The sequence below is a fragment of the Paenibacillus sp. GQ49 genome (genome assembly GCF_059759055.1).
Map to the genome: position 1 here is coordinate 287,920 of NZ_JCAXEL010000001.1, position 24,892 is coordinate 312,811.

Genomic DNA, 24,892 nt, shown 5'->3' on the forward strand with positions numbered 1-24,892 from the left:
GCTTATTGTAATTTCTGAATTCGGTCCCATTGGCTAACGATATCTATAACACGAACACCAAAGTTTTCGTCAATAACGACAACTTCTCCCTTGGCGATCAGTTTGTTATTCACCAAAATATCGACAGGTTCCCCGGCTAACTTATCCAGTTCGACAATCGAACCCTGTGACAGTTCCAAAATATCTTTAATTTGCTTCTGGGTCCTTCCTAATTCTACGGTGACCTTAAGGGGAATGTCCATCAATAAATTCAAATTGTTTTCGTCTACCTGACCATACGCCCCATTTTGCAAATTGGCGAATTGAACTGGTTGTACGTTAACATTCCTATTTGGCATTCCACCGTAATGTTGAGGTGCACCATAAGGTTGCTGCGGTGGCATGCCATACGGCTGCTGTGGCGGCATTCCTTGAGGCATACCCATCGGGGCCTGTCCATATCCGTTATAGTCCTGAGCAGGCTGTTGTGGAGCCTGTGGAGCCTGTTGATGTTGAACGGGCGGCTGCTCCGCAACCGGTGGTGGCGTTGCTGGTACAGCTGCTGGCGCAGGTTCAGGTGTTGATGCCACTGGTGCGCTGGCAGTTGACTCCTGAGCGCCTCCAATCAGCATGTCTACCATGTTTTTGGCAAAATGCACTGGTAGCAACTGCATCAGATTGGAATCGATCAGATCCCCGATTAACAAGCGAAATGAAACTTGGATAAGGGTCTCATCTGCTGGAAGATTACTTACACCCTCTCCACTCTCCAGATTGAGAATATCGATTCCCGGAGGGGAAATATTCACAAAACGATTAAAAATCGTGGACATTGAGGTTGCAGAGGAACCCATCATCTGGTTCATCGCTTCCTGTACTGCACTAATATGGATTTCATTAAGTTCTTCATCGACCGGATTTCCTTCGCCACCCAGCATCAAATCAGCGATGACTTGAGCATCTCTCTTCTTGATAACAAGTGAGTTAATGCCTTCGAATCCATCCACATAATTCACATGAACGGCAACATGCGGCTTAGGAAAAGCTTCTTCAAACTGCGTTCGACTAATGATAGAAACTTTAGGTGTTGTAATATCTACTTTGAGGCCTAATAGCGTGGATAAGGCTGTTGCCGCGCTACCAAATGTAATGTTACCAATCTCCCCCAAGGCATCCTGCTCCAGCTCGGTCAAAAAATCATCAACCGTCTTTTCAGCGGGTTCCGAGCTGTTTATCGATTCCGATTGCCTGAGCAAAGCATCGATTTCTTCCTGGGATAAATAATCCTTACTCGTCAAATTCTTCAACTCCTTCGGTGACAATCTTGTCTATTTGCACAGCCACACGGTCTTTGATTGTCCCCGGACTGCCCATGTATTTCAGTTTGTCACCCACTTTAATGGAAAGTCCCTCATCAACCGGTTTGTTCAACGTAATGACATCACCAACCGACAGACCCAGAAATTCTGCAATTGAAATTCTCGATTCTCCCAATTCCGCAACGATGGGTAACTTGGCTTTGTTCACACGCTCTTTTAGAGCATCATACTCCTCCGGAGCTCTCGTTTTCTTCTCCGAAACAAACCACTGATGAGTTGACAACCGTGACATAATAGGTTCAAGAACGACATGCGGTATACATAGATTGATCATGCCTGTCGTGTCACCAATTTTGGTACTGAGCGAGATCAGAGCAATGGTCTCATTGGGAGATACAATCTGCATAAATTGCGGATTGGTCTCGAGCGCTTCCATCCTCGGGGTAATATCCAACACGGTCTTCCATGCTTCTTGCAAACTTTCAAACGCACGGCTGAATATTCGTTCCATGATGGTCGTTTCAATCTCCGTCATCGATGCAATCTTTGTTGGAGCACTTCCGGTTCCACCAAGAAGGCGATCCAACATCGCATATCCCACGTTTGGATGGACTTCCATCACCATTCGTCCCTGTAGTGGCTCCGCTTCAAAAATGTTCAATATCGTCATCTTAGGAATAGAACGGATAAACTCATCATAAGGCAACTGTTCGACCTGAACGACATTGATTTGAACGAACGTCCGCAGTTGGGCTGAAAAATAAGTGGTGAGAAAGCGTGCAAAGTTTTCGTGAATACGAGTCAAGCTTCTGATATGGTCTTTGGAAAAACGCACTGCCCGCTTAAAATCGTACGATCTGATTTTCTTCTGAGTTTCTTCCTTCTTCAATTCTTCTGCGTCCATTTCACCAGAAGAAAGGGCTGCTAATAGGGCGTCAATCTCATTTTGTGATAATACATCCACCATGTTCTCACCCCCTTACAGGTCTACAGCGTGTTCTGTTCATTACATTGGTGCTATAACAATGTCTGAAATACTAGTGCTTTTCAATTTCGGCTCAGGCAATGCCTCATTAATTAGTCCTGTCAGTTTCTCATTGAATTGTTTCATACCCTTGGCCGAACTCAGTTCCTCAGCCTTGGTGTCTGCAAGTGCCTGAATAATAATGGGCTTCACCGTAATGCTTTTAATTTTTTCAAAATCTTCTTTGGCTGTTTTGTCAGATAACTTGAAAGAAAAACTAACCATAATAATACGATCCGGATCAGCCAGATTCGTTTTAATCTGTGCAAGCTCTGACGATACCTCTACAATTTCATCCGCAGTCATTTTTTTTTCTTCAGCAGCTGCCGCCGTATGTGTGTCGTCCTTATTCCCGTTCTGTCCTTGCATAAATACAAACACAACCACCACAATGAGTGTTATCGCCAGCAACATTGTTGCAAGCCAGGGCATCATTTTTTTCATCAGGATTCCTCCGTTTGCTGCACTTTAATAGTGGCTGCCTGAACCCCGATTTCACGGTTGTAATCTTTAATCTTGGAAATAACGTCATCGGCTTTTTCAAGCACAATCAGTCTCTTTCCAGTTACCAGAGTAATATACGTGTCCGGTGTCTCTTCCACAATTTCAACCATCAGCGCATTTAACCACATGGGAGAACCATTTAACCGCGTAACCGAAATCATGCTAAGCCCCCTTGATCAGAGTGGGAGGAGCAAGCTCCCCCACGTTTTAAAAATTCATTAATCAGCTATTAACGTTTCAGGTTAACAACTTCCTGAAGTATTTCATCCGACGTTGTAATGATCCGGGAGTTTGCCTGGAATCCACGTTGAGCTACAATCATCTCAGTAAACTCTCCTGTCAGATCCACGTTAGACATCTCGAGCTGTCCAGCAATGATTGCTCCTGTTCCGTCCTCAGCACTGTTCGCTGTTAATGGTTCCAGCGCCCCATCCGGATTCGCGTTTGCTGTCATACGGTACAAGTTGCCCCCAATTTTCTCAAGGCCTTCTGGATTGACAACTTTACCTATTCCAAGCTGTGGACCTGCTTCGATGGTTCCGTCTGCCATGGTTTGGTTAATTGTTCCATCCTGACCTATCGTGAAGGAAACCACATCATCCGGTATCGTAATATTTCCACCACCGTTATCCAGAACAAACAATCCATCCGAAGTCAAAAGGTTACGTGCAGCATCCACATGGAAATCCCCTGCACGAGTCAGGTAAGGTATTTCCTGATCTTCACTCAAACGTACCAAGAAGAATCCATCTCCATTAATCCGAAGATCTGTTGGATTATTCGTTGTCATTGGGCTACCTGCCAGATGCAGCGTATCAATTGAACCTACCGTTACACCAAGACCGATTTGTTTCGCATTGACACCACCACTTGCATCGCCAGGGGCAGTTACCCCTGCCGTTGTTTGGCTCATAATATCTTTGAACATAACCCGGCTGCCTTTGAAGCCAACCGTGTTTACGTTCGCAATATTGTTACCAATTACGTCGAGTTTTGTTTGGAAACCCCGCATCCCGGAAACGCCTGAGTACATTGATTTTATCATTTTAAAAAATCCTCCCAGTCTTCATTTGGTTACCGCATCAGTCGGTCAGCGGCATTCCGGCTCCCGAGAAGGGCCAGCCGGTTAAGAAATGATTACGGCACTATCAATTTGAGTGAACACATTATCCTTCATGCTCTCACTATCCATAGCTGTAACCACAGTACGATTTTTGACATTGACGATAAAAGCCATATCCTGCATTAAAATCAATGACTCTTTGGCTCCTTTAGCAGCAGCTTTGTCCAAAGCAGAACCAATCTGTTCCATTTGCTCGGTCTTGAGTTCAATACCACGCTGTTCCAATCGTTTGGCAGCATGATTGCTCAATTTCAGAAGATTATCTTCCAGCACCTTTGCAAAAGGTTTTTCGGGTATAGCCGAAGCTTCTCCCGTTTTGGGTCTTTGAAGCATATTCGGTGTAATCGGGCCTGCGTATAATTGTCCAACCGTTATGCGATCACTCATATCGTTTTCCCGCTATCTTCCGTATCACCCGTTTCAGCGGATGATTCAACTTCCTGGCTCTCGTTCGTTTCAGGAGTTACATCCTGAACGTTCTGTGCTGGAGTTTGACTCTCTTCTGCCTGTTTTGGATAATTCACCTGAATGATCTCATCCAGCTTAATCTCGTCGTTGCCCACTTTTGCGTATTGAACGCTATCTCTTACAATGATGGAATCTACAATACCCTGACGAAGAGTTCCGTTATCATCTTTATTAGAAGAAAGCCAACTTACCTCCATGCCAATCATACCGGATACAGCACCGAGGGACTGGTTCAATGTTTTAAGCTGGGTAGAAATATTGACCAGTTGTTCCACTGAGCTGAACTGTGCCATTTGAGCGATAAATTCCTTATCCTCCATCGGCTGCATCGGGTCTTGATTTTGCAGCTGGGTAATCAGGATTTTTAGAAACTGATCTTTACCCAATTCTTTTGTTGCAGCACTTGTAGTTGCTTTATTGGCTGCCGAATAGTTCGGCCAGGTATTATTCGTTGAAACAATTTCATTAGCCATTTGCTCACCTCATTTCTGTTTAAGCCTTAGCACTAAACGTATCTCTCTGTAATTCGTTTCCTTCGACTTGCTCGCTACGCCAGTTACGCAATTCTTCTTGAATCCCTGCTGTAGCTATAGCATCATCCGATTGTTCTTCACGCTCACGCGAACGGCGTTGTTGCTGAGAGTTACTTCCCGGCTGACGGCCTCCGTCCTGATACATCTGTGATCCGATTGAACTGTTCTGTGTAACCTCAAGTCGTTCCACTTGAATTCCCTGGGCTTGAAGTGAAGAACGCAGCTGCGTCATTTGTTGTTCAAGCATGTCTTTAGCCATCGTGTGCTCAGTCATAAACCGTGCAACCAACTGCCCGTTCTGCAAGGTAATTTGAACATCCAACTTCCCTAGATGCTCAGGCCGAAGTGAGATAGTCGCCTCGGAAAATCCTTTTTGCTGGACAATATCCAGCTTGTTAACAACAAACTGTGTCATTTCTTTGGCAAACTGTGATGTTTGCATTACAGGTTCAGCCGGTTTTCCTGCTGTTGTACCTGATGAACGCAAGGACAGCTCTCCTGCAGTAATGATGGTTGAGTGTTCCACTTCTCCACCTGCATTTGAAGCAGATGTGGTAACAGCCTCATCTTTCACCTGGGTTCCAGAATTCGCCACTGCCGCAACAAGAACTTGTGGTACAACAGAATCCTGTTTGGATGATTGAAGCGAAGTATTTGGAGCGACTTGTGCAGACTGATCCTTAACTGCAGTCAATGTATCCAGTATGGATTTCAGTTCAGTCCATCCTTTGTTACTCGCGGTATCCACTCCAGCCTCTTGAAGCTGACTCTGCAGAGATTGTAACAAATGTTTGAATTCAGGAGCGTTCTTTGCAACGTTACTCTCTGGATCATTCATTCCTGCCACTAATTGTGTAAGCACATCTTGCAGAACAAAACGTACTGCTGCCGGATGCTGCGACAGTTCAATTGCGGGTACTGTATTTACGTTTTCCGCTCCGTTCGAAGACTCGTCGGAACCTTCTGTGTTAGTACCTGAAGGATTACTTAATTGTGTATACAGCTGTTGAATCAGAGTTTGCAAACCTGCAAGTAGAGATGGGTCATTTTCCAAAGCTTCGTCAAGTGAATCCAAGTCCGTGAACAACGAATTCAGTATAGCCGTGATTGATGCCGCTTCTCCTTCTTCACTTGTAGCAAAGGAAAACACCAACGGATTGGCAGTTAAGCTTCCAGTAGCGCTTGAACTATCACCTTCTGTATTTCCTCCAGATAACGATTGTGCAAGAGTTTGGAGAAATTCACCGCTGGCACCTGCAGCTGAACCTTTAGATTGTGCTCCGGTTGTCTGACCTGCTCCTGTTGCTTTTGCAGTTGCTGTGGATGCCATTTGATATACAATCGACATTTATTTTCACCTCCTCTCGGTTATACAGTGTAATCAGCTCTACTTGTTGCCCATTAATTTGTTCAAAATTTTTGCAGTTTCAACCGAGTCCTCTGAAGACATGTTCTCAAGCAATTGAGAGCGTGTTGCATCATCTACTGAATTCAGGATGGTCAATGTTTTGTCAGGACTTAACTTGTATGTTTCCAATAATAACTTGGCACCACTTGAAGCAGACATCGAAGCAAATGTTTGACTAAGCTGGTTTTTATCCAGGTTTTTGCTTGTGGTTGTGGATGCAGTTGAAGTTACTGCGGTTTCTTTCTTCAATCTGGATTGCAGCGCATCCAGTGCCAGATCCCCGGACGGTTTGGCATCCTTCATCATCATGGTGACATCCGCTGCTGTTTTCGGGTCCATCTTTTCAAGCACCTTGGTCCGAGCAGATGACTGCATGGCATTCAACAACAATACCATTTCCTCATTCGTCATATTTTGCAAAATCGGTGCAGCTTTGCTTGGACTCATGTCCGCATACATTTTAGCCAAATCTTTGATTTGCTTTTGATAATCGGATTCCGTTTCCGGCGTTGCTGCCGTAGCCGTTTCAGCAGCTTTCTCCGCATCATCCAACTTCTTCTGAAGATCTGTTGCTTTCTTCGCTTCAGTTGTTGTCGCTTCCTGTGCTGCCTTAAGCTCTGTTTCTTTTGCCGTAACTTGGGACTTCAGCTTTTCGATTGTCGCTTCAGCACTTTCAACCTGCTGCTCACTTTTCTCCAGCTTCTCTTTCTCAGGGTCCAGCACAGGATCAGGTACCCATTCCTTAACTACCGGGATCTTGTTGGCGAATTCGAACAAATTATTACGAATATCTACATTAAAAAGCGTAAGCAATACGCCCAGCAATACTACGGTGAATACAATCGGGATGGAAATCATGAGAAATTTTTCCCAGCCGCCTCCCGATTCTTTTTCCATGTCGCTATCGTCTTTAACAGCCATCGTTCATTCCTCCTTCACGAGACAACTTCGCGTCCGGCTCACATCAATTCGCGCGTCCGGCTTTGGCAGCGAAGCGTACAGTAGCCATCTCGTCCAGATCGTTCTGTTCCCGGAGGAGCATATCCTGCTGAAATTTGATCTTGGCCTTGTCTCTCGCTCCAAGCCATACTTTTTCATCAACCATCTTACCGTTCAGAAACGTCTGATTCCGCTGCACATTGACCTGAGCATGTTTAACATCATTGTTTTTACGTGAAATGCACTCGTCAAGATGATGTACATATCGCTGCATCTCCTGCAGACTGTTTACAGACGCTGTATTTTCCGTAGCAGATTGGATAATCCCGACCAGATTATTTCTATCGTTCAGAAGTTGTATCAGATGTTCTTCCTCCGTCTGAAGTTTACCGATCGCTGTGGATAACATCCACTCTGCCTGTGTTTTTTCATTACTCTTCAGGTCAACAACTTTCTGGAAATGATATCGAAATTTCATCGCTTAACCATTCATCTCCTTGCAAATTCAAGAATCAAACGTTCCTGCACTTCACTTAAGGTGACTTTCTCGTCGACTTTCTGCTTGGTAAAGTTCCATATACTATCAATCTGGTCTATGGATTCATCTATGGCTGCATTTGATCCCCGCTGGTAAGCTCCAATATTGATCAAATCCTCCGACTCTTTGTACACAGCCATCAAACGTTTCATATTATTAACGGCTTCCAACTGCTCTTCCGGAGCAATATCCTTCATAACACGACTTATGCTGGCTAACACATCGATCGCTGGAAAATGACCTTTATTCGCAATGGATCGGTTTAACACAATGTGGCCATCCAATATACCCCTCACCGCATCGGCGATCGGTTCGTTCATGTCATCCCCATCAACCAGAACGGTGTAAAAGGCTGTAATCGAACCGGTAGGTCCTGTACCCGCCCGTTCAAGAAGTTTGGGCAAACTCGCAAAAACCGATGGCGTATATCCTCTCATTGCCGGAGGTTCACCTACGGCCAGACCAACTTCCCTTTGTGCCATCGCATATCGGGTTACCGAATCCATCATGAGCATCACGTTCATTCCACGATCTCGGAAATACTCTGCAATAGTGGTAGCAATAACTGCTCCCTTAATCCGAATCAGGGCAGGCTGATCTGATGTTGCAACAATGACTACGGAACGTTCCAATCCTTCTGGACCCAGATCCCGTTCAATAAAGTCACGTACCTCACGTCCACGCTCACCTACAAGCGCGATGACATTGACATCCGCCGCTGTATTACGAGCGATCATGCCCATCAAAGTACTCTTACCAACACCAGAACCGGCAAAAATACCCACACGCTGTCCCTTACCTACGGTCAGCAATCCATCGATAGCCCTTACACCAACACCCATCGTTTCAAGTACACGTGGACGATCCATTGGATTGACCGGAGTATTGGAGGTAGAATACATCGGCATTCTGGATGGGAGAAGGGAACCGTCTAGCGGCTGCCCAAGTCCGTCCAGCACTTTACCGAGCAATTCGGAGCCTACCTGAACACCGAGTGGTTTACCCGTACCTACTACATCACAACCAGGACCGATGGATTGAAGTTCACCCAGTGGCATAAGCAGCACTTTGTTATCTCGAAACCCAACAACTTCGGCTTGAAGAGGCTTGGCCGATTTACCAGGATAGATATAACATACGTCACCGATACTTGCATCTGGCCCTTCTGACTCCACCATAAGACCAATGACCTGAGTAACTTTGCCGTTAATACGAACAGGATCGAATTGGCGCAAATGTTCCATATATCGCTGTGAACTAAGAACCTTCATGTTGATTTCTTCGCTCCTCATCCTCAAGTGCTATGCGGACCAGTTCTTTTTTAATCTCAGCAAGCTGTGTATCAATTCTCGCATCTACACTTCCGAACGAAGAACGAATGACACAACCCTTATCTTTGACCGTTGAATCAGGCAAAATCTGCAATTCTGCCTGAGAGTCAATAGACAGAGACAATTCTTCACGAGCTGCCTGTACAAATGTAAACTGATCAGGTGCCACACAGAGTGTGATCAAACCCTGTTCCCGTTTACGTGACAAACTCTGACGAATCAGTTCCAATGTATGATCGGGTTCAATGGTAAGTTGCTTATCAATGACTTTCTCAGCGATCCCGCAAGCAAGCTCCACGAGGAACGGTTCGGCTTCCTGAATGATCTGATCTTTAGCTACATAAGCTTCCTTGAGCACTTCCTGGGCTTCAATCATCATCTTTTCGATCTGCACCTGGAGATCCAGTTCAGCTTGTACTTTGCCTTCTTCAAAACCCTGTTGGAAACCTTGTGAACGTAGTGCTTCGGTCAGATGTTCATCCTGTTGTCGTTGTTCCTGCCACCAGCTGTCGATCTGTTCACGGGCTTCTTGAAGCATGCGCTCTGCCTCTTCTGAAGCTTCACGTACTTGCTTTTCTGCAAACTCCTTGGCATCTTCCAGCATCTCTGCGGTAAGACGTTGTGTTTCTTCGTCCACGCGTGCTTGAAGCGTTTCTGCTTCAGAACCTTCAGCACTATCACCGTATAATTCCGCTTCAGACTCCTCAGCACCACCATAATGATGATGATTTTCAAGTTTTTTGCGGTCATCAACGGGTACATACTGGAAAGACTTAATCAAATTAGACAATGATATCATCTCCTCCACCGCGTGCGATAATGATCTCACCGGCTTCTTCCAATCTGCGTATCGTTCCTACGATACGAGTCTGAGCTTCCTCAACATCACGCAATCGCACAGGTCCCATGAATTCCATCTCTTCTTTGAATGTCTCGGACATCCGTTTCGACATATTCCGGAACACGGCATCCCGAACTTCTTCGCTTGCCACTTTGAGTGCCAGCTGCAAATCTGCGTTATCGATATCCCGAATAATGCGCTGGATCGAACGATCATCCACATTGACGATATCTTCGAATACAAACATGCGTTTTTTGATTTCCTCTGCAAGCTCTGGATCCTGAATCTCGAGCGAGTCCAAAATGGTACGCTCTGTCCCCCGATCGACTCCGTTCAAAATCTGAACGATCGATTCGATACCACCCGCATTCGTGTAATCCTGCGTTACGGTAGAAGATAGTTTCTGTTCCAGAACCCGCTCCACTTGAGAGATAACTTCTGGCGAAGTACTATCCATAACAGCCACTCGGCGAGCGACATCTGCCTGTTTCTCTTGTGGCAAGGATGATAGAATCGCTGCTGCCTGTTCGAATTGCAGGTAAGACAGAACCAGGGCAATCGTTTGCGGGCTTTCATTCTGAATAAAGTTCAAAATTTGATTCGGATCTGCTTTGCGCGCAAAGTCAAATGGTCTAACTTGCAGCGTAGCTGTCAAACGATTAATGACTTCAAGTGCTTTTGATGAACCCAGAGCTTTCTCCAGGATTTCTCTCGCATAGTTGATACCGCCCTGAGAGATATATTCCTGCGCCAGACAGATCTGGTGAAACTCGGCCATGATCATGTCCTTTTCGGAAGAATCAACCTTGCGAACGTTGGCAATCTCCAACGTAAGTTGCTCAATCTCCTCATCACGCAGATGTTTGAAGATCTGAGCCGATACTTCCGGACCTAATGTAATCAACAAAATTGCTGCTTTTTGTCTGCCAGTCAAACCTTGACTGCTTGCCTTCGCCAATGCGTTCACCTCTATTCGTCAGCCAGCCATGTACGCAGCAGATTGACGAATTCGTCTGGCTTTTTCTTGGCCAAACTCTCCAATTGTTTGCGCACCTGACTTTCGTTCGTTACACTGTCCAGCGTAATGGACGGGAACTCTGTTGCTATTGGAAGAGGAATCTCTTCTTCTTCGACTTCGTTTTGTTTGCGGCGACGGCGTACTAACAAAATAACTACCGCTGCGATCAATGCCGCTATGAGTGCGCCTCCACCCCACATCATCGTTGAGGAAAGCTGGAAACCTGTATTGTCTGCAGAGGCAGTCTGGAATCCTTGTGACATGACTGAAACTTTCTTTGTCAGATCGGCGTCACTTATTACAGTGCCTGAGTCTGCCAGTGAAGCACGAACAATGTTAACCAAAATATTCTCAATTGCGTCCTGAACCGGTCCCTGTAATTCTGTTTCTCCATTCGGTGGTTCAACTGCAACGTTAATGGTTAAGTCTTTTACAGTATACGGACTGGAAATAATATCCTTGGCGATTCGATTAACATCGTAGTTTATAGTGCTTGATGATTCTTCGGAGGTAGAGTTACCAGTTGCATCAGATGATGGGTAACCCGGAACTTCCTCTTGTCCTGTGCCAGCAACACCACCTGTTGGATTGCTTGCGCCAGTGTAGCTCTTTTGAATCTCCTGCACACTGATCTCGATGCCTTTCATATTATCTACATCAACAGGTGTGACCAGATTTTCCTTACGTGTTTCTTTGTCAAAATTAAGCTTGGAGGCTACCAAAACATTAACCTTGTCTTCGCCTACAATCTGGGAAAGGAATTGCTTTACGTTATTACGGACATCGTTTTCAAACTTTTTCTGTAATGCCATGTTCTCTTGAACTTCGGAAGACAACCCGCCACTGCCACCTCGGGCAGTTGGAATCAATTCTGCTTCATCTGTGTTCGTAATTGTGATGTTCTCAACAGGCAGATTAGGAATTGCAGTCTTAACCAAGTTAAAGTAGCCATCTACCGCTGCCTGATTTGGGTGATAACCCGGTTTGAATTGGAGAGCTACCGATGCTGATGCTTTGTCTTGTTCCTCTAAACCAGCAAAAATGTTATCTTTCGGCATATTAACGAGTACTTTAGCATCCTGTATCCCTTGCATCCGCTGCAGTAACTGTTCAACTTCTCCGTTTATAGCGTTGTTGTACTTTACATCAAACTCTTTATCCGTCATCCCGATGGGGGATGATGACTCCTCAAATGACTTATACCCTAATGAACCATTCTGAATAATCCCTTGAGATCCAACATTGACCTTTGCGATTGCAACACTTGTACTCGGTACGGATATGGTCTTGCCATCTGAACTTAATTTGTATGGAATGCTAGATGAATCTAGATAACTGATCACGCCCGCTGAATCACTTGCATTCAAATCTGTAAAAGCAACTTCATATTCCGTCTTGGACAACTGCATCGTGAGCACAACTGCAGCCAAAATCAGAAACAGGAAGGTGGATATAAATAATACTTTTTGCTTTTTGCTAAAACTATTCCAATACTGGGATGCCTTATCCCTGTACTGGGCGATTCTCTCATTCACTCTGTCACCCCATCCGAAACTTTGCTTAGTCTGTCCTTACTCAACCCCCGCCGTTCATAGGTTGACGATCAGGAGCAGCATCGCAGCTGCTTTGTTGTAATGATCAGCGCTATTATCGAAGCGCAAGTAGGTAGTTTTATAACTGCGTTCGCATAACTTCCTGGTATGCTTCGACCACTTTGTTTCGGACTTGAGTTGTGAGTTGTAGGCTTAACAAGGCCTGTTCTGAAGCAATCATCACTTGATCCACATTTGCTTTGCCGACCAAAAATTGATTCGACATTTCATGCGATTGAGCCTCCTGTGCTGCAACGGACCCTAATGCATTTTGTAAGTATGTACCGAAGCTCTGAATGGTTTCGGCTGGTGTAGAAGGCTTACTTTCGGTTACACTCTTCATCTGTAGCGGTTGTATCCCCTGTGTGCTAAACATGTTGTTCTGAATCATTAATGTCCCTCCCCTTCATCCCTAGTTTGTATTTTTCTTATTTTCATTTCTAAGCAGATTATCTTCCAATCTCCAAAGCTTTGGAGATCATCGCTTTGGTTGAATTCAGTGCTGTTACGTTTGCTTCATAGGAACGCGAAGCAGAGATCATGTCGACCATTTCTTTCGCAATATCCACATTAGGCATAAATACATATCCTTCTGCATTGGCATCCGGATGAGAAGGGTCATACACAGGCTTCAAAGGTGACTGATCCTCGCGAATCTCCGTTACTCTCACGCCATCTCCTGAACCGCTACCTCTCATCTGATTTTGCAGCATCGTACCAAATGACGTTTTATTCGGCTCAAGCACAACCATTTTACGTTTGTAAGGGACCGCTTCACCATTGGATACGCTCGCGCGCGTCGTCTCTGCGTTGGCAATGTTGGAAGATATAACGTCCATCCGCAACCGCTGGGCTGTCAGAGCTGAGCTACTGATACTAAAACTATTACTAATGTTCAATTTAGGTTATCTCCCTTCCACGCCAACACGCATGATTTTAATTTGTTCGTTCACTTGCTGAATATAAGCGTTATAACGCAACTGATTCTCCGCCAGAAGACTCATTTCTCTGTCTATATCGACATTGTTTTCGTTGTTATTCATGGAGGTTGACTGGTCCATATTAACTACTGGCGTTGGTACGGAAGAGGAAGGACCTATGACAAAATGCCTTGCATCAGTTACTTTCCCCTTAAGAACAGGCATATCTCCATTCATTTGCCCTTGCAACATTTCTTCAAAAGAAACGTTCGAGCGCTTGAAATACGGGGTATCGGCGTTCGCGATGTTGTCAGCAATCGTTCGTTGTCTGATATTGGACGCATCGAGTGCACCTTGCAATCTTTTAAAGCTGATATCGTTTAAAAGATTCACAATCCCCCTCCTCTCTTTAGAAGTAATGGAAAAAGATTGAATCTTTTCCCTTGAAAATTCTTATGTTTTTTTCGACAAAAACATTCGTCTTTACACGGTTTTCTAGGACTTAAGTAGAATTAACTCTGATGTTGTCGTATAACATAAGTTTCTTCGAGTTTGGGATTTATTACAATAAGAAAAAAGCCCTATCTTTTCTGAAAGACAGGGCTTTTTGTGTATTTTCTGCAAATTATGAATTTTTTCGTAAATGTTCGGGCCCAAAACAAAAGTATGTTAATACTCTCCCTTATTGTTCTTAAACATTCTTAAAATAAAAAAAAACTTTCGAGGCTCAACATGAGCTTATAACGCCCGTAATTATGTATATTTCCGAATATTTCATAGTTGATAATGTTAGAAATTTTTGCCGTCATACTAAGGGTTTACGGACAGTATGATAGGTATACATACAAAGCTGTATATTAATCAATTGACAAGTTATCTTTCAAGAATGAAGAAAACTCGTCCTTCCTACACAACACTTTCTTAACAATTAAGTGGAGTCTATATATTTTAATTTTAAGAAAACAATTAGTGACTTCACACTTTTCTACAATTCATCATTTTGCGCATTTACGCAACATTTACCAATCTATCGACTAAACCGATGACCAGACTTGGAATAAGGAAAATCCTTTTAATGGGAATAATTGGGTATGGAAACGAAGAATAACTACCACTCCGATAGGTTTTAACTCTGTATACATGCGGCACAAGTCCTAGGTTTTGTCGATCCATATAACAACCCCACATCTTTTATCGGTTGTAACATCAAAATCCTTTAGATAGAAACAAAAATAAACGATATGCGTCAAGTAAGAGGGCCTTTATGAATCGCTAAAGGATTGCTACCCTTTGTCGATCTCGCAAATGCTCTCTACTCTCGTGCATACCGTTCATTTATAACATCATTTTAACAACTACATTGCTAGTTCCATGTTACAGGATATACTGACTCAAATCACGATCAAGCGCAATATCATTTAATTTCTCCCGGACATACTCTGGCGTGATCACCATACGTTCAAGTGTAAGCTCAGGTGCCTCAAAAGATAAATCCTCCAAAAGCTTTTCAAGAATCGTATGCAATCGACGAGCACCTATATTTTCTGTATTTTGATTGACGGATTCAGCCAATTTGGCAATCTCGCGAATAGACTCATCCGAGAACTCAATCTCAATATTCTCGGTGCGCAACAGATCCACATACTGTTTGGTCAGTGCATTTTGGGGTTCAGTCAGAATGGATACAAACTCCTCCAATGTTAGACTGCTTAGTTCCACACGAATTGGGAAGCGTCCCTGAAGCTCGGGAATCAGATCAGAGGGTTTAGCGACATGGAATGCGCCAGCTGCCATAAACAGAATATAATCCGTTTTGACAGGGCCATATTTCGTCATTACTGTAGAGCCCTCTACGATAGGCAGAATGTCACGTTGCACACCCTCACGGGATACATCGGGTCCACTACCGCGTCCTTGACTGGCAACCTTGTCGATTTCATCGATGAAAATGATACCTGTCTGCTCCGCCCGGCGAATGGACTCCTGGGTAACATCATCCATGTCGATCAATTTCCCTGCTTCTTCCTGAATCAACACTTTACGCGCTTCTTTAATAGCGAGTTTACGTTTTTTCGTACGACGAGGCAACAAGCTACCAAACATCTCCTGCATGTTCATGCCCATCTGATCATTACCTTGACCAGCAAACATGTCCATCATGTTAGGCGCAGTGTCTTCGACATCAATTTCAATGATGTCATCCTCCAACTTGCCAGATAACAGATCAAACTTGATCTTACGGCGGCGTTCGGCAACCCCAGTATCCGGTTCTGGTTCATCCTGTTCCTGAACGTTGTTGCCATTATTCCCAAAGATCATCTCAAAGGGATTACGCTGATTCTTGGACTTAGACTGTGAAGGAGCCAAAATATGTACAATTCGCTCATTGGCCGCTTCTTCAGCTTTGTCCTTCACTTTTTCAGTCCGCTCCAGCTTCACCATCCGCAGTGATGTCTCAATCAGATCACGCACCATCGATTCAACGTCACGTCCAACATAACCTACTTCAGTGAACTTGGTAGCTTCCACTTTCACAAATGGCGCACCTACCAGTTTAGCGAGGCGACGGGCGATCTCCGTTTTACCCACACCGGTAGGTCCAATCATCAAGATATTTTTAGGCACAATGTCGTCCTGGGTGTGCTCAGGCAAAAGGCTACGACGATAACGATTACGAAGGGCTACGGCTACCGATTTCTTAGCTTTCTTTTGACCTACAATATACTTGTCAAGCTCTGCAACAATCTGTCTCGGTGTTAACGCTTGAGTATTCATATTGCTTCCCTCCTACCAGTATGTTGAATTTATTTTACCTAACAAGGACAAAGAATCCCCTAGACGTCCTGGAGCAGATTACAGAATCATGCTCCACTACGGGAGATTTCTTTGGCTTATAACTCTTCTACAATAATATTACTGTTGGTATATACACATAGCTCTGAGGCAATCTGAAGTGATTCACGTGCAATATCCTTTGCTTCCAGGTTTACTGCATGACGTTTCAACGCACGCGCAGCAGATAAGGCAAAGTTTCCACCTGATCCGATAGCGATCACGTCATCATCCGGTTCAATAATCTCCCCGCCGCCTGAAATGAGCAGCATACCTGATTTGTCCATCACAATCAAGAGTGCCTCAAGCTTACGCAAGATCCGATCCTGACGCCAATCCTTGGCAAGCTCTACAGCAGCACGCTGCAAGTTACCATGGTGCTCCTCCAGCTTACCTTCGAATTTCTCAAACAGGGTGATCGCATCCGCCACAGAACCAGCAAAGCCAGCAACAACCTGTCCGCGGTACAAACGTCTTACCTTCTTGGCTGTATTCTTCATCACAACACTTTGGCCCATGGTCACCTGACCATCTCCTGCGATTGCAGCCTTACCATTATGACGAACAGCACAGATCGTTGTAGCATGAAATGACATATCCATGATATCAGCATCCTCCCACGAATAATTTATACGCGTTCCGGAACAGTTAGACCTTCTGCCTCAGCAAAACTCGTGATGCCATCCAGTGCACGCTGTGCAAGAGCTTCATTTTTTTCCTTTTTGTTACGAATCTTCGTTTCAAGCTTCGGCAACAAACCAAAGTTTGCGTTCATTGGTTGGAAGTGCTTGAAGTCAGCAGTTGTAATATACTGAGCCATACTGCCAAGTGTTGTTTCTACGGGCAATACCACCAGTTCCTGACCAAGTGCTGCTTTGGCTGCGTTCATGCCGGCAATAAGCCCTGATGCAGCAGATTCCACATATCCTTCTACACCCGTCATCTGACCTGCAAAGAACAAGTTAGGACGCTCTTTGAACTGATACGTCGGAAGAAGCAGTTTAGGAGAATTAATAAATGTATTACGGTGCATTACGCCATAACGAACGAACTCTGCATTTTCAAGTCCAGGAATAAGGGAAAAGACTCGTTTCTGTTCTCCCCATTTCAGATGCGTTTGGAAGCCAACCAAGTTATACAGGGTTCCAGCTGCATTATCCTGTCTAAGCTGAACAACCGCATGTGGCAACTCTCCTGTATGAGGGTTAACCAGACCTACCGGTTTCATTGGACCAAACAGAGCCGTCTGTTTTCCGCGTTTCATCATCACTTCGATTGGCATACAGCCTTCAAAGTAGATTTCTTTCTCAAACTCTTTTAATTGAGCAACTTCAGCAGTAATGAGAGCTTCATAGAAGACATCAAACTCTTCTTCTGTCATCGGACAGTTCAGATATGCCGCTTCACCCTTATCATAACGGGAAGCCAGATACACTTTATTCATATCAATTGAATCTTTTTCGATGATCGGTGCAGCTGCATCATAGAAGTAGAAATACTCTTCCCCCATTAGTGCCTTGATCTGCTCAGACAATGCCGGTGAAGTCAACGGACCCGTTGCCACAACAACGATGCCATCTTCCGGCAGGGAAGTGAGTTCTTCATTCACTACTTCGATGAGTGGATGCTGGTGCAACGTGGATGTAATCTCACCTGAAAATCCATCCCGGTCCACAGCAAGTGCCCCACCTGCAGGAACTGCATGTTTGTCTGCTGCTGACAATACAAGAGAATTGAGCATTCTCATTTCTTCTTTTAACACACCCACTGCATTGGTCAATCCATTCGCACGCAGCGAGTTGCTACATACCAGCTCTGCAAATTTATCCGTATGATGAGCTGGCGTTTTCACAACAGGTCTCATCTCGTATAATTTTACGCGTACGCCGCGACTTGCAATCTGCCAGGCCGCTTCTGTTCCTGCCAGCCCGGCACCAATAACGGTTACTTGTTGTTCATTTGTCAAAATCATTTACCCCCATAAAGCAATTTCATAATTCACTAAAATTGATTCGCATATATACTAATCCGCTGATTCGTCATCCGGTTCATCCACTGGCTCCTGATGATCACATGAAGTACACTGCAGTCGTGCTCCCTTTTTGTTCCGCTTCTCAATCATTAGCGATCCGCAACTTGGACATGGTTTGGCTGAAGGTCTGTCCCATGAGACAAAATCACATTCAGGATATTTGTCACAACCGTAGAAAATACGTCCTTTTTTGCTACGACGCTCAACAACATGACCTTCCTTACACTTCGGACAAGTCACGCCGATATCCTTGATAATCGGTTTGGTATTCCGGCAATCAGGGAAGCCAGAGCACGCAAGAAACTTGCCAAAACGTCCGAGTTTATAAACCAGCGGTTTGCCGCACTTCTCACAGATCTCATCCGATACTTCGTCTTCAATCTCGATTTCTTTCATTTCTTCTTCTGCAAACTCAAGGCGTTTCTCAAAAGATTCATAGAATTCTGCGAGTACTTTGACCCAATCCTCGGAACCTTCCTCCACATGGTCAAGATCACCTTCCATGTTTGCGGTAAACTCTACATTCAGGATTTCCGGGAAAAACTCTTCCATCTGTTCGATGACCAGTTCACCAAGCTCGGTTGGCATGAATTTCTTTTCCTCTATCGCAACATATCCGCGCTTCTGAATGGTCTCCAGTGTTGGCGCATATGTACTCGGACGCCCTATACCCAATTCCTCAAGCGTCTTAACCAACCTTGCCTCCGTATATCGGGGTGGCGGTTGTGTAAAATGCTGTTTTGGCTCAATCTCCTGCTTATCAAGCACATCTCCACTTTTCAACGGAGGCAGCAGACGATCTTCATCGGTTGTACCATCGTCGTTTCCTTCAACATATACCTTCATGAAACCTTGGAACCGCACCTTCGAACCTGCTGCACGGAAAATGGTGTCCCCCGCAGCAATATCTACAGAGAGTGTATCCAGGATAGCCGAAGACATCTGGCTCGCTACAAAACGTTCCCATACCAGTTTATACAACCGGAACTGATCGCGACTCATGAATGACTTGATTGAGTCAGGGTCACGCAGAATTGAAGTTGGACGAATTGCTTCATGCGCATCCTGAGCATTAGTTGCTTTTTTGGAATAGTTTCGTGGAGTCTCAGGTGCAAATGGCTCACCATACTTACCAACGATATATTCTTTGGCTTCTTCTTGTGCAGATGCTGCAATTCGTGTGGAGTCCGTACGCATATACGTGATGAGACCTACTGTGCCTTCTTTTCCAAGGTCTACACCTTCATATAGTTGTTGGGCGACCGACATCGTCTTGGAAGCTCTGAAATTCAATTTACGCGCTGCTTCCTGTTGCAAAGAACTCGTCGTAAACGGGGCGGAAGGGTTACGGCTCCGTTCTTTCTCTTTAACTTCCTTGATCGTAAAGTCGGCTCCTTCGATCTGTTTCAAGATCGCTTGCACTTCCGCTTCACTGCCCAGCTCTGTTTTGGCCCCGTTCAGTTTATGAAACTTGGCTTCAAACGGATTGCCGTCTGCTGTCAACTTGGCGGTAATGCTCCAGTATTCTTCCGGCTCAAAATCATCAATTTCATTTTCACGATCTAAAATGATTTTAACAGCCACGGACTGAACCCGGCCTGCAGACAAACCTTTTTTCACTTTCTTCCATAATAACGGACTAATTTTATATCCAACGAGTCGATCCAAAATACGTCTTGCCTGCTGCGCGTTAACCAAATCCATATTGATTTTCCGCGGCGTTTTGAACGCATCTTTGACCGCCTGTTTTGTAATTTCATTAAATACAACCCGGCAATCTGCCGTATCGTCCAGTTCAAGGGCATGGGCCAAATGCCATGCGATAGCCTCACCTTCGCGATCCGGGTCAGCTGCGAGATACACTTTTTTCACTTTCTTCCGTGCATCCTTCAGTTCTTTCAAAATTGAACCTTTGCCGCGGATCGTAATATATTTCGGATTAAAATCATTCTCTACCTCAACGCCGATCTGACTCTTTGGCAAATCGCGAACATGCCCCATCGAAGCTTTTACGATGAACTTGCTGCCTAAATATTTGCCTATCGTCTTCGCCTTTGAGGGCGACTCCACGATTACGAGTGCATCCGCCATAGGTCCATCCTCCTCTCAGTCATGAAACTGTTTCTGTAAGCTTATGCATAGTTAATAACTTCTGCTAATTATATATTTCCACGCACCACGTAGGTTGTAGCTTCGTCATACCCTCGCGTATTTAGTGCCTGGTAATTGGCTAATCTGCTTTTTTATGATTAAAGATAACAGAACTGAATGCAAATGTCCAAAATCCCAACCAAGCAGCTCAACCAGTTGATCCAATGATTGTTCTCCCTGTTCCAACAGATAAATCACGCGTTGTTCATCTGGAGAGAGCTTAACCTCAGCGAATATCCCTCGCCAGGAAGGCTCGGTTGTTTCGGTCGAACGTCCTCTATTGTAAGGAAGTTGTTCTGTATTTGGCAAGCCCAATCGATACTCTTCCAATACATCTGCTGCACAAGTGACCAATTTGGCCCCCTGACGGATAAGATTGTGTGCTCCTCGACTTTTCGGCGATGTAATAGGTCCAGGGACTGCAAATACATCTCTGCCTGCTTCAAGCGCAGCATCTGCTGTAATGAGTGAGCCACTTCGAATGTCAGCCTCAACAACCACTGTTCCCAGTGTCAGACCGGCAATGATTCGATTCCGTTCCGGAAATAATCCCTGCCGTGCTCTTGTACCTGGTGGATATTCCGACAAAAGCAGACCCGTCTCCGCGATTCGCTCAGCGAGGCTTGTATTTTCGGGTGGATATATATGATCAATCCCTGTTCCGAATACTGCAATCGTTTTTCCTTTGGCACGTAGTACTGCCTCATGACATACGCTATCTATACCGCGGGCAAGCCCGCTTACAATCGTCAGTCCTGCATTGCATAATTGCTCTGCCAGCTTTTCTCCAACTTTGCGCCCATACACGGTTGGCATACGAGTTCCCACCATGGCAATAGACGAATTGTGTAGCAAACTAACATCCCCTCGAGCATACATTACCCAGGGAGGCTGAACGGTTTCCTTCATTAATATGGGATAATTCTGATCCAGATAAGTAATAACCTCTATCCCCTGATTGTAAACGTGTTCTCTTTTACTCTCAATCCAGTCGATATTAAATTGGCTAGTCAAACGTGCAGCCTGATCTTTGCGCAAGCCTGCTGCGACCCAGTCGCTTTCCCCGTAATTCAATAGATCGGTTAATTCATGTTGTCCCAGAATCAGTTTCGAGATTGTTTTTTTACCAATACCCTCCATCTCATGTAACCCAAACAAGATCCATCGTTCTTCCATACCATAAACCTCCCAAAGCGGGAAGAGATCTTCCCTCATATTGTGTGTTAAGTGACTACGGAATGCAAGCGTTTACGCAGATGAGGGACAATTCCTCCTCCTTTTCCCGTAAAAAAACGCAAAAAAGCAACCCTTCGTCCTGTTTAAGGACAAAAGGTTGCTTACCTTTTCCGTAACCATAATAGTCGGTCTACCAGAAATAAATCATTTCCGAGCCGTTTCTTCTATTATAACGAAAAAGAATTAATGTGTCGTGCACAAATTCAAAATACCGCGTTCCTCAAGTACACTCACCAAAGTCGAACCCATCTCAGCAGGCGTTGGTGCTACTTTGATTCCACATGATTCCAACTTCGCAATTTTCTCTTTGGCTGTACCTTTACCGCCAGAGATAATAGCGCCAGCATGGCCCATCCGTTTGCCTGGAGGCGCCGTTACGCCACCGATAAAGCCAACAACTGGTTTGGTCATGTTTTCACGTACCCAATCTGCAGCATCCTCTTCAGCTGTACCACCAATCTCACCAATCATGATGACCGCATGAGTCTGTGGATCTTCATTGAACCGTTTGAGGATATCAATGAACTCGGAGCCTTTTACAGGGTCTCCCCCGATTCCTACAGCAGAGGATTGTCCAATGCCACGTGTCGTCAGTTGATGAACGGCTTCATAGGTAAGTGTTCCACTACGGGAAACAACGCCTACGTGCCCTGCCATATGGATATAACCAGGCATGATACCGATTTTACATTCTCCTGGTGTAATGACACCTGGACAGTTTGGTCCGATCAGGACGGTATTTTTGCCTTCCATGAAGCGGTCAACCTTGATCATGTCAAGAACCGGAATACCTTCTGTAATACAGATTACGAGGTCCAGCTCAGCATCAACAGCTTCCATAATGGAATCTGCTGCAAATGCAGGAGGAACGTAAATGACGCTCGCTGTTGCGCCTGTAGCTTCCTTCGCTTCCTGCACAGTGTTGAACACCGGCAGACTAGCTACTGTACCGTCTTCCAACGTGATATCCACATTAGTTCCGCCTTTACCCGGTGTAACTCCGCCTACCATCTGGGTTCCGTAGTCCAATGCGCCCTTCGTGTGGAACATTCCCGTTGAACCCGTAATGCCTTGCGTAATGACTTTTGTATTTTTATCGATCAAAATACTCACGTTGCTTCACATCCTTACGGTTATTTTTCAATTCCCGGACAGCTCCGGTACTAAGGAATGAACTTATTTTACGAGGGCAACAATTTTCTGTGCACCATCGGCCATGGAATCAGCAGGAACGATATTCAGGCCAGATTCACCCAGAATACGTTTGCCAAGCTCCACGTTAGTTCCTTCAAGACGAACAACCAGCGGTTTGGTCAGACCAAGTTGCTTCGCGGCTTCAACAACACCATTGGCAATAACATCACAGCGCATGATGCCACCGAAGATGTTAACAAAGATCCCAGCTACTTTGGCATCGGACAAAATGATCTTAAATGCTTCAGTCACCTTCTCCGTTGTTGCACCGCCCCCAACGTCAAGGAAGTTGGCCGGGTCTCCACCGTAGTATTTGATAATGTCCATCGTTGCCATCGCAAGTCCCGCACCATTGACCATACAGCCGATGTTGCCATCAAGTGCTATGTAGCTGAGGTCGTATTTGGAAGCTTCGATTTCTTTTTCATCCTCTTCATCCAGGTCACGCAGTTCCAAAATGTCTTTGTGACGGAACAGGGCGTTGGAGTCAAAGTTTAATTTCGCATCTAGCGCGATAACGTTTCCATCTCCGGTAACAACGAGAGGATTGATCTCGGCAATAGAGCAATCTTTTTCGACAAATGCAGTGTACAGCGCGAGCATGAACTTAACAGCTTTGTTCACCAGTTCATTCGGAATCTTAATGCTGTAAGCCAGTTTACGGGCCTGGAACACTTGCAATCCAATAGCAGGGTCAATAATTTCTTTGAAAATTTTCTCAGGTGTAGCTTCAGCTACTTCTTCAATCTCAGTACCGCCTTCTTCGGAAGCCATCATAACTACACGGCCTGTGGCACGGTCCACAACAACACCCACATAATACTCTTTGCGGATATCGCATCCTTCTTCAATCAAAAGACGTTTCACTTCTTTGCCTTCTGGTCCAGTCTGGTGTGTTACCAATACTTTGCCCAGAATTTCGGAAGCATAGGCACGAACTTCATCCGTACTCTTCGCCACTTTTACGCCGCCGGCTTTACCCCGGCCACCTGCGTGTATTTGCGCTTTAACAACAGTCACCGGACTGCCCAGTGCCTCTGCGGCCGCAACCGCTTCATCGACTGTATAAGCAACCTTTCCATTTGGAACGGTAACTCCATACTGTTTCAGTACTTCTTTTCCTTGATATTCATGGATATTCATTCTCGAATCCTCCTATCAACATGACTGCAACAAGGCGGGTTGGTAGACTAACAAAAGACAAATGTTGACTATTTTCACTTAAACCCAATTCATTGTAACACGTTTTTAAAACGCTTTCCTTAAAAAATTAATGGTTAATAGACAGTATTTTGATATGAGTATGATCCCATATTGTGAATGCTTGGGTATATATGGAAAAAACCTCAGCTAAAAGCTAAGGTTCCCTTGATCTAAAACTACATTTTATTTTTTGGCTGCGTTCGTGTTGGTTTGGTGAACTTTCTCCAGCAACCCTTTGAACTGACCCAGCAAAGCTTCAAACTCTGTACTGTTCAAACACGCATCTCCCTGAATGGATTCAGGGATGGACAATGCCTTGTTCCGCAGCTCACGGCCGGAGTCGGTTAATGTAATTAATACTTTTCGTTCATCCTGAGCAGAGCGTTCGCGATTAATAAGTCCTGCTGACTGCAAACGTTTGAGAAGTGGTGTCAACGTTCCCGAATCGAGATAGAGTGCCTCCCCGATCTCCTTAACCGTACATTCTTCACGTTCCCACAATACCATCAGAACCAGATACTGTGAATACGTTACGCCGAGCACCTCGAGATAAGGCTGGTACATCTTCGTAATTTCACGTGAACAAGCATATATGGCAAAGCATAATTGGTTATCCAGCTTCAAACTGTCAGTCTGCATATGTCTTTCTCACCTGCCTATTGTGCATTCTATTCCTTATAAAAAGGAACTGTAAATCTATCTTATCA

General features: G+C 44.9%; 25 protein-coding genes. All 25 read right to left on the reverse strand.

The window, feature by feature from the left end; translation table 11 throughout:
- Positions 1-2: 2 nt before the first annotated feature.
- The gene (gene fliY, locus AC6CIF_RS01420) at positions 3-1,277 is read right to left on the reverse strand and encodes a flagellar motor switch phosphatase FliY (RefSeq protein WP_150367668.1); all 1,275 of its coding nucleotides are present in this window, start codon (positions 1,275-1,277) and stop codon (positions 3-5) included.
- Positions 1,267-2,265 (reverse strand): flagellar motor switch protein FliM, encoded by a 999-nt coding sequence (gene fliM / locus AC6CIF_RS01425; protein ID WP_017689177.1) that lies wholly within the window; start codon positions 2,263-2,265, stop codon positions 1,267-1,269. Before fliM ends, fliY begins: the two co-directional genes overlap by 11 nt.
- Positions 2,266-2,304: 39 nt before the next feature.
- Positions 2,305-2,766: a flagellar basal body-associated FliL family protein gene (locus AC6CIF_RS01430; RefSeq protein ID WP_498197492.1), complete on the reverse strand. Its 462-nt coding sequence runs from the start codon at positions 2,764-2,766 to the stop codon at positions 2,305-2,307.
- Entirely contained in the window at positions 2,766-2,987 is a 222-nt protein-coding gene (locus tag AC6CIF_RS01435; protein WP_076208897.1) for a flagellar FlbD family protein, read from the reverse strand. The genes AC6CIF_RS01430 and AC6CIF_RS01435 overlap by 1 nt, the downstream gene beginning before the upstream one ends.
- A 68-nt stretch (positions 2,988-3,055) precedes the next feature.
- Positions 3,056-3,871 carry a flagellar basal body rod protein FlgG gene (gene flgG, locus AC6CIF_RS01440; protein WP_047842482.1) on the reverse strand — a complete coding sequence of 272 codons (816 nt, stop codon included), beginning with the start codon at positions 3,869-3,871 and terminating at the stop codon, positions 3,056-3,058.
- A gap of 81 nt (positions 3,872-3,952) precedes the next feature.
- Positions 3,953-4,336 (reverse strand): TIGR02530 family flagellar biosynthesis protein, encoded by a 384-nt coding sequence (locus AC6CIF_RS01445; RefSeq protein ID WP_047842481.1) that lies wholly within the window; start codon positions 4,334-4,336, stop codon positions 3,953-3,955.
- The gene (locus tag AC6CIF_RS01450; protein WP_498197495.1) at positions 4,333-4,890 is read right to left on the reverse strand and encodes a flagellar hook capping FlgD N-terminal domain-containing protein; all 558 of its coding nucleotides are present in this window, start codon (positions 4,888-4,890) and stop codon (positions 4,333-4,335) included. The genes AC6CIF_RS01445 and AC6CIF_RS01450 overlap by 4 nt, the downstream gene beginning before the upstream one ends.
- A 19-nt stretch (positions 4,891-4,909) precedes the next feature.
- Entirely contained in the window at positions 4,910-6,298 is a 1,389-nt protein-coding gene (locus tag AC6CIF_RS01455; protein WP_498197497.1) for a flagellar hook-length control protein FliK, read from the reverse strand.
- A 39-nt stretch (positions 6,299-6,337) separates the two neighbouring features.
- Positions 6,338-7,279, reverse strand: a complete 942-nt coding sequence (locus AC6CIF_RS01460) for a MotE family protein (protein WP_498197498.1) — start codon at positions 7,277-7,279, stop codon at positions 6,338-6,340.
- 43 nt (positions 7,280-7,322) lie between these two features.
- A complete protein-coding gene (gene fliJ, locus AC6CIF_RS01465) occupies positions 7,323-7,775 on the reverse strand; it encodes a flagellar export protein FliJ (protein WP_076208901.1) in 453 nt (150 codons plus the stop codon).
- 11 nt (positions 7,776-7,786) lie between these two features.
- Positions 7,787-9,106 carry a flagellar protein export ATPase FliI gene (fliI, locus tag AC6CIF_RS01470; RefSeq protein WP_036609365.1) on the reverse strand — a complete coding sequence of 440 codons (1,320 nt, stop codon included), beginning with the start codon at positions 9,104-9,106 and terminating at the stop codon, positions 7,787-7,789.
- Positions 9,093-9,956 (reverse strand): FliH/SctL family protein, encoded by an 864-nt coding sequence (locus tag AC6CIF_RS01475; protein ID WP_498197500.1) that lies wholly within the window; start codon positions 9,954-9,956, stop codon positions 9,093-9,095. The genes fliI and AC6CIF_RS01475 overlap by 14 nt, the downstream gene beginning before the upstream one ends.
- Positions 9,949-10,965, reverse strand: coding sequence for a flagellar motor switch protein FliG (fliG, locus tag AC6CIF_RS01480; protein ID WP_047842476.1), 1,017 nt, complete (start codon positions 10,963-10,965; stop codon positions 9,949-9,951). The genes AC6CIF_RS01475 and fliG overlap by 8 nt, the downstream gene beginning before the upstream one ends.
- A gap of 11 nt (positions 10,966-10,976) precedes the next feature.
- Positions 10,977-12,560, reverse strand: coding sequence for a flagellar basal-body MS-ring/collar protein FliF (gene fliF, locus AC6CIF_RS01485; protein WP_036609370.1), 1,584 nt, complete (start codon positions 12,558-12,560; stop codon positions 10,977-10,979).
- 136 nt (positions 12,561-12,696) lie between these two features.
- A complete protein-coding gene (gene fliE, locus AC6CIF_RS01490) occupies positions 12,697-13,008 on the reverse strand; it encodes a flagellar hook-basal body complex protein FliE (RefSeq protein WP_498197502.1) in 312 nt (103 codons plus the stop codon).
- A 58-nt stretch (positions 13,009-13,066) separates the two neighbouring features.
- On the reverse strand, positions 13,067-13,516 hold the full coding sequence (gene flgC / locus AC6CIF_RS01495; protein ID WP_017689191.1) for a flagellar basal body rod protein FlgC: 450 nt from the start codon (positions 13,514-13,516) through the stop codon (positions 13,067-13,069).
- Between the two features lie 6 nt (positions 13,517-13,522).
- A complete protein-coding gene (gene flgB / locus AC6CIF_RS01500; RefSeq protein WP_076208905.1) occupies positions 13,523-13,930 on the reverse strand; it encodes a flagellar basal body rod protein FlgB in 408 nt (135 codons plus the stop codon).
- A 981-nt stretch (positions 13,931-14,911) separates the two neighbouring features.
- Complete coding sequence (gene hslU, locus AC6CIF_RS01505) at positions 14,912-16,312, reverse strand: ATP-dependent protease ATPase subunit HslU (protein WP_498197505.1); 1,401 nt, start codon at positions 16,310-16,312, stop codon at positions 14,912-14,914.
- Positions 16,313-16,428: 116 nt separating this feature from the next.
- Complete coding sequence (gene hslV, locus AC6CIF_RS01510; RefSeq protein WP_076208907.1) at positions 16,429-16,971, reverse strand: ATP-dependent protease subunit HslV; 543 nt, start codon at positions 16,969-16,971, stop codon at positions 16,429-16,431.
- A 26-nt stretch (positions 16,972-16,997) separates the two neighbouring features.
- Positions 16,998-18,341 carry an FADH(2)-oxidizing methylenetetrahydrofolate--tRNA-(uracil(54)-C(5))-methyltransferase TrmFO gene (gene trmFO, locus AC6CIF_RS01515; protein ID WP_372238347.1) on the reverse strand — a complete coding sequence of 448 codons (1,344 nt, stop codon included), beginning with the start codon at positions 18,339-18,341 and terminating at the stop codon, positions 16,998-17,000.
- Between the two features lie 51 nt (positions 18,342-18,392).
- Positions 18,393-20,492, reverse strand: coding sequence for a type I DNA topoisomerase (gene topA / locus AC6CIF_RS01520; RefSeq protein ID WP_076208909.1), 2,100 nt, complete (start codon positions 20,490-20,492; stop codon positions 18,393-18,395).
- A gap of 105 nt (positions 20,493-20,597) precedes the next feature.
- On the reverse strand, positions 20,598-21,728 hold the full coding sequence (gene dprA / locus AC6CIF_RS01525; protein ID WP_498197508.1) for a DNA-processing protein DprA: 1,131 nt from the start codon (positions 21,726-21,728) through the stop codon (positions 20,598-20,600).
- A 243-nt stretch (positions 21,729-21,971) separates the two neighbouring features.
- Positions 21,972-22,901, reverse strand: coding sequence for a succinate--CoA ligase subunit alpha (sucD, locus tag AC6CIF_RS01530; protein ID WP_036609382.1), 930 nt, complete (start codon positions 22,899-22,901; stop codon positions 21,972-21,974).
- A gap of 63 nt (positions 22,902-22,964) precedes the next feature.
- Positions 22,965-24,125, reverse strand: coding sequence for an ADP-forming succinate--CoA ligase subunit beta (sucC, locus tag AC6CIF_RS01535; protein WP_036609384.1), 1,161 nt, complete (start codon positions 24,123-24,125; stop codon positions 22,965-22,967).
- Between the two features lie 243 nt (positions 24,126-24,368).
- Complete coding sequence (locus AC6CIF_RS01540) at positions 24,369-24,824, reverse strand: MarR family winged helix-turn-helix transcriptional regulator (protein WP_076208912.1); 456 nt, start codon at positions 24,822-24,824, stop codon at positions 24,369-24,371.
- Between the last annotated feature and the right edge of the window lie 68 nt (positions 24,825-24,892).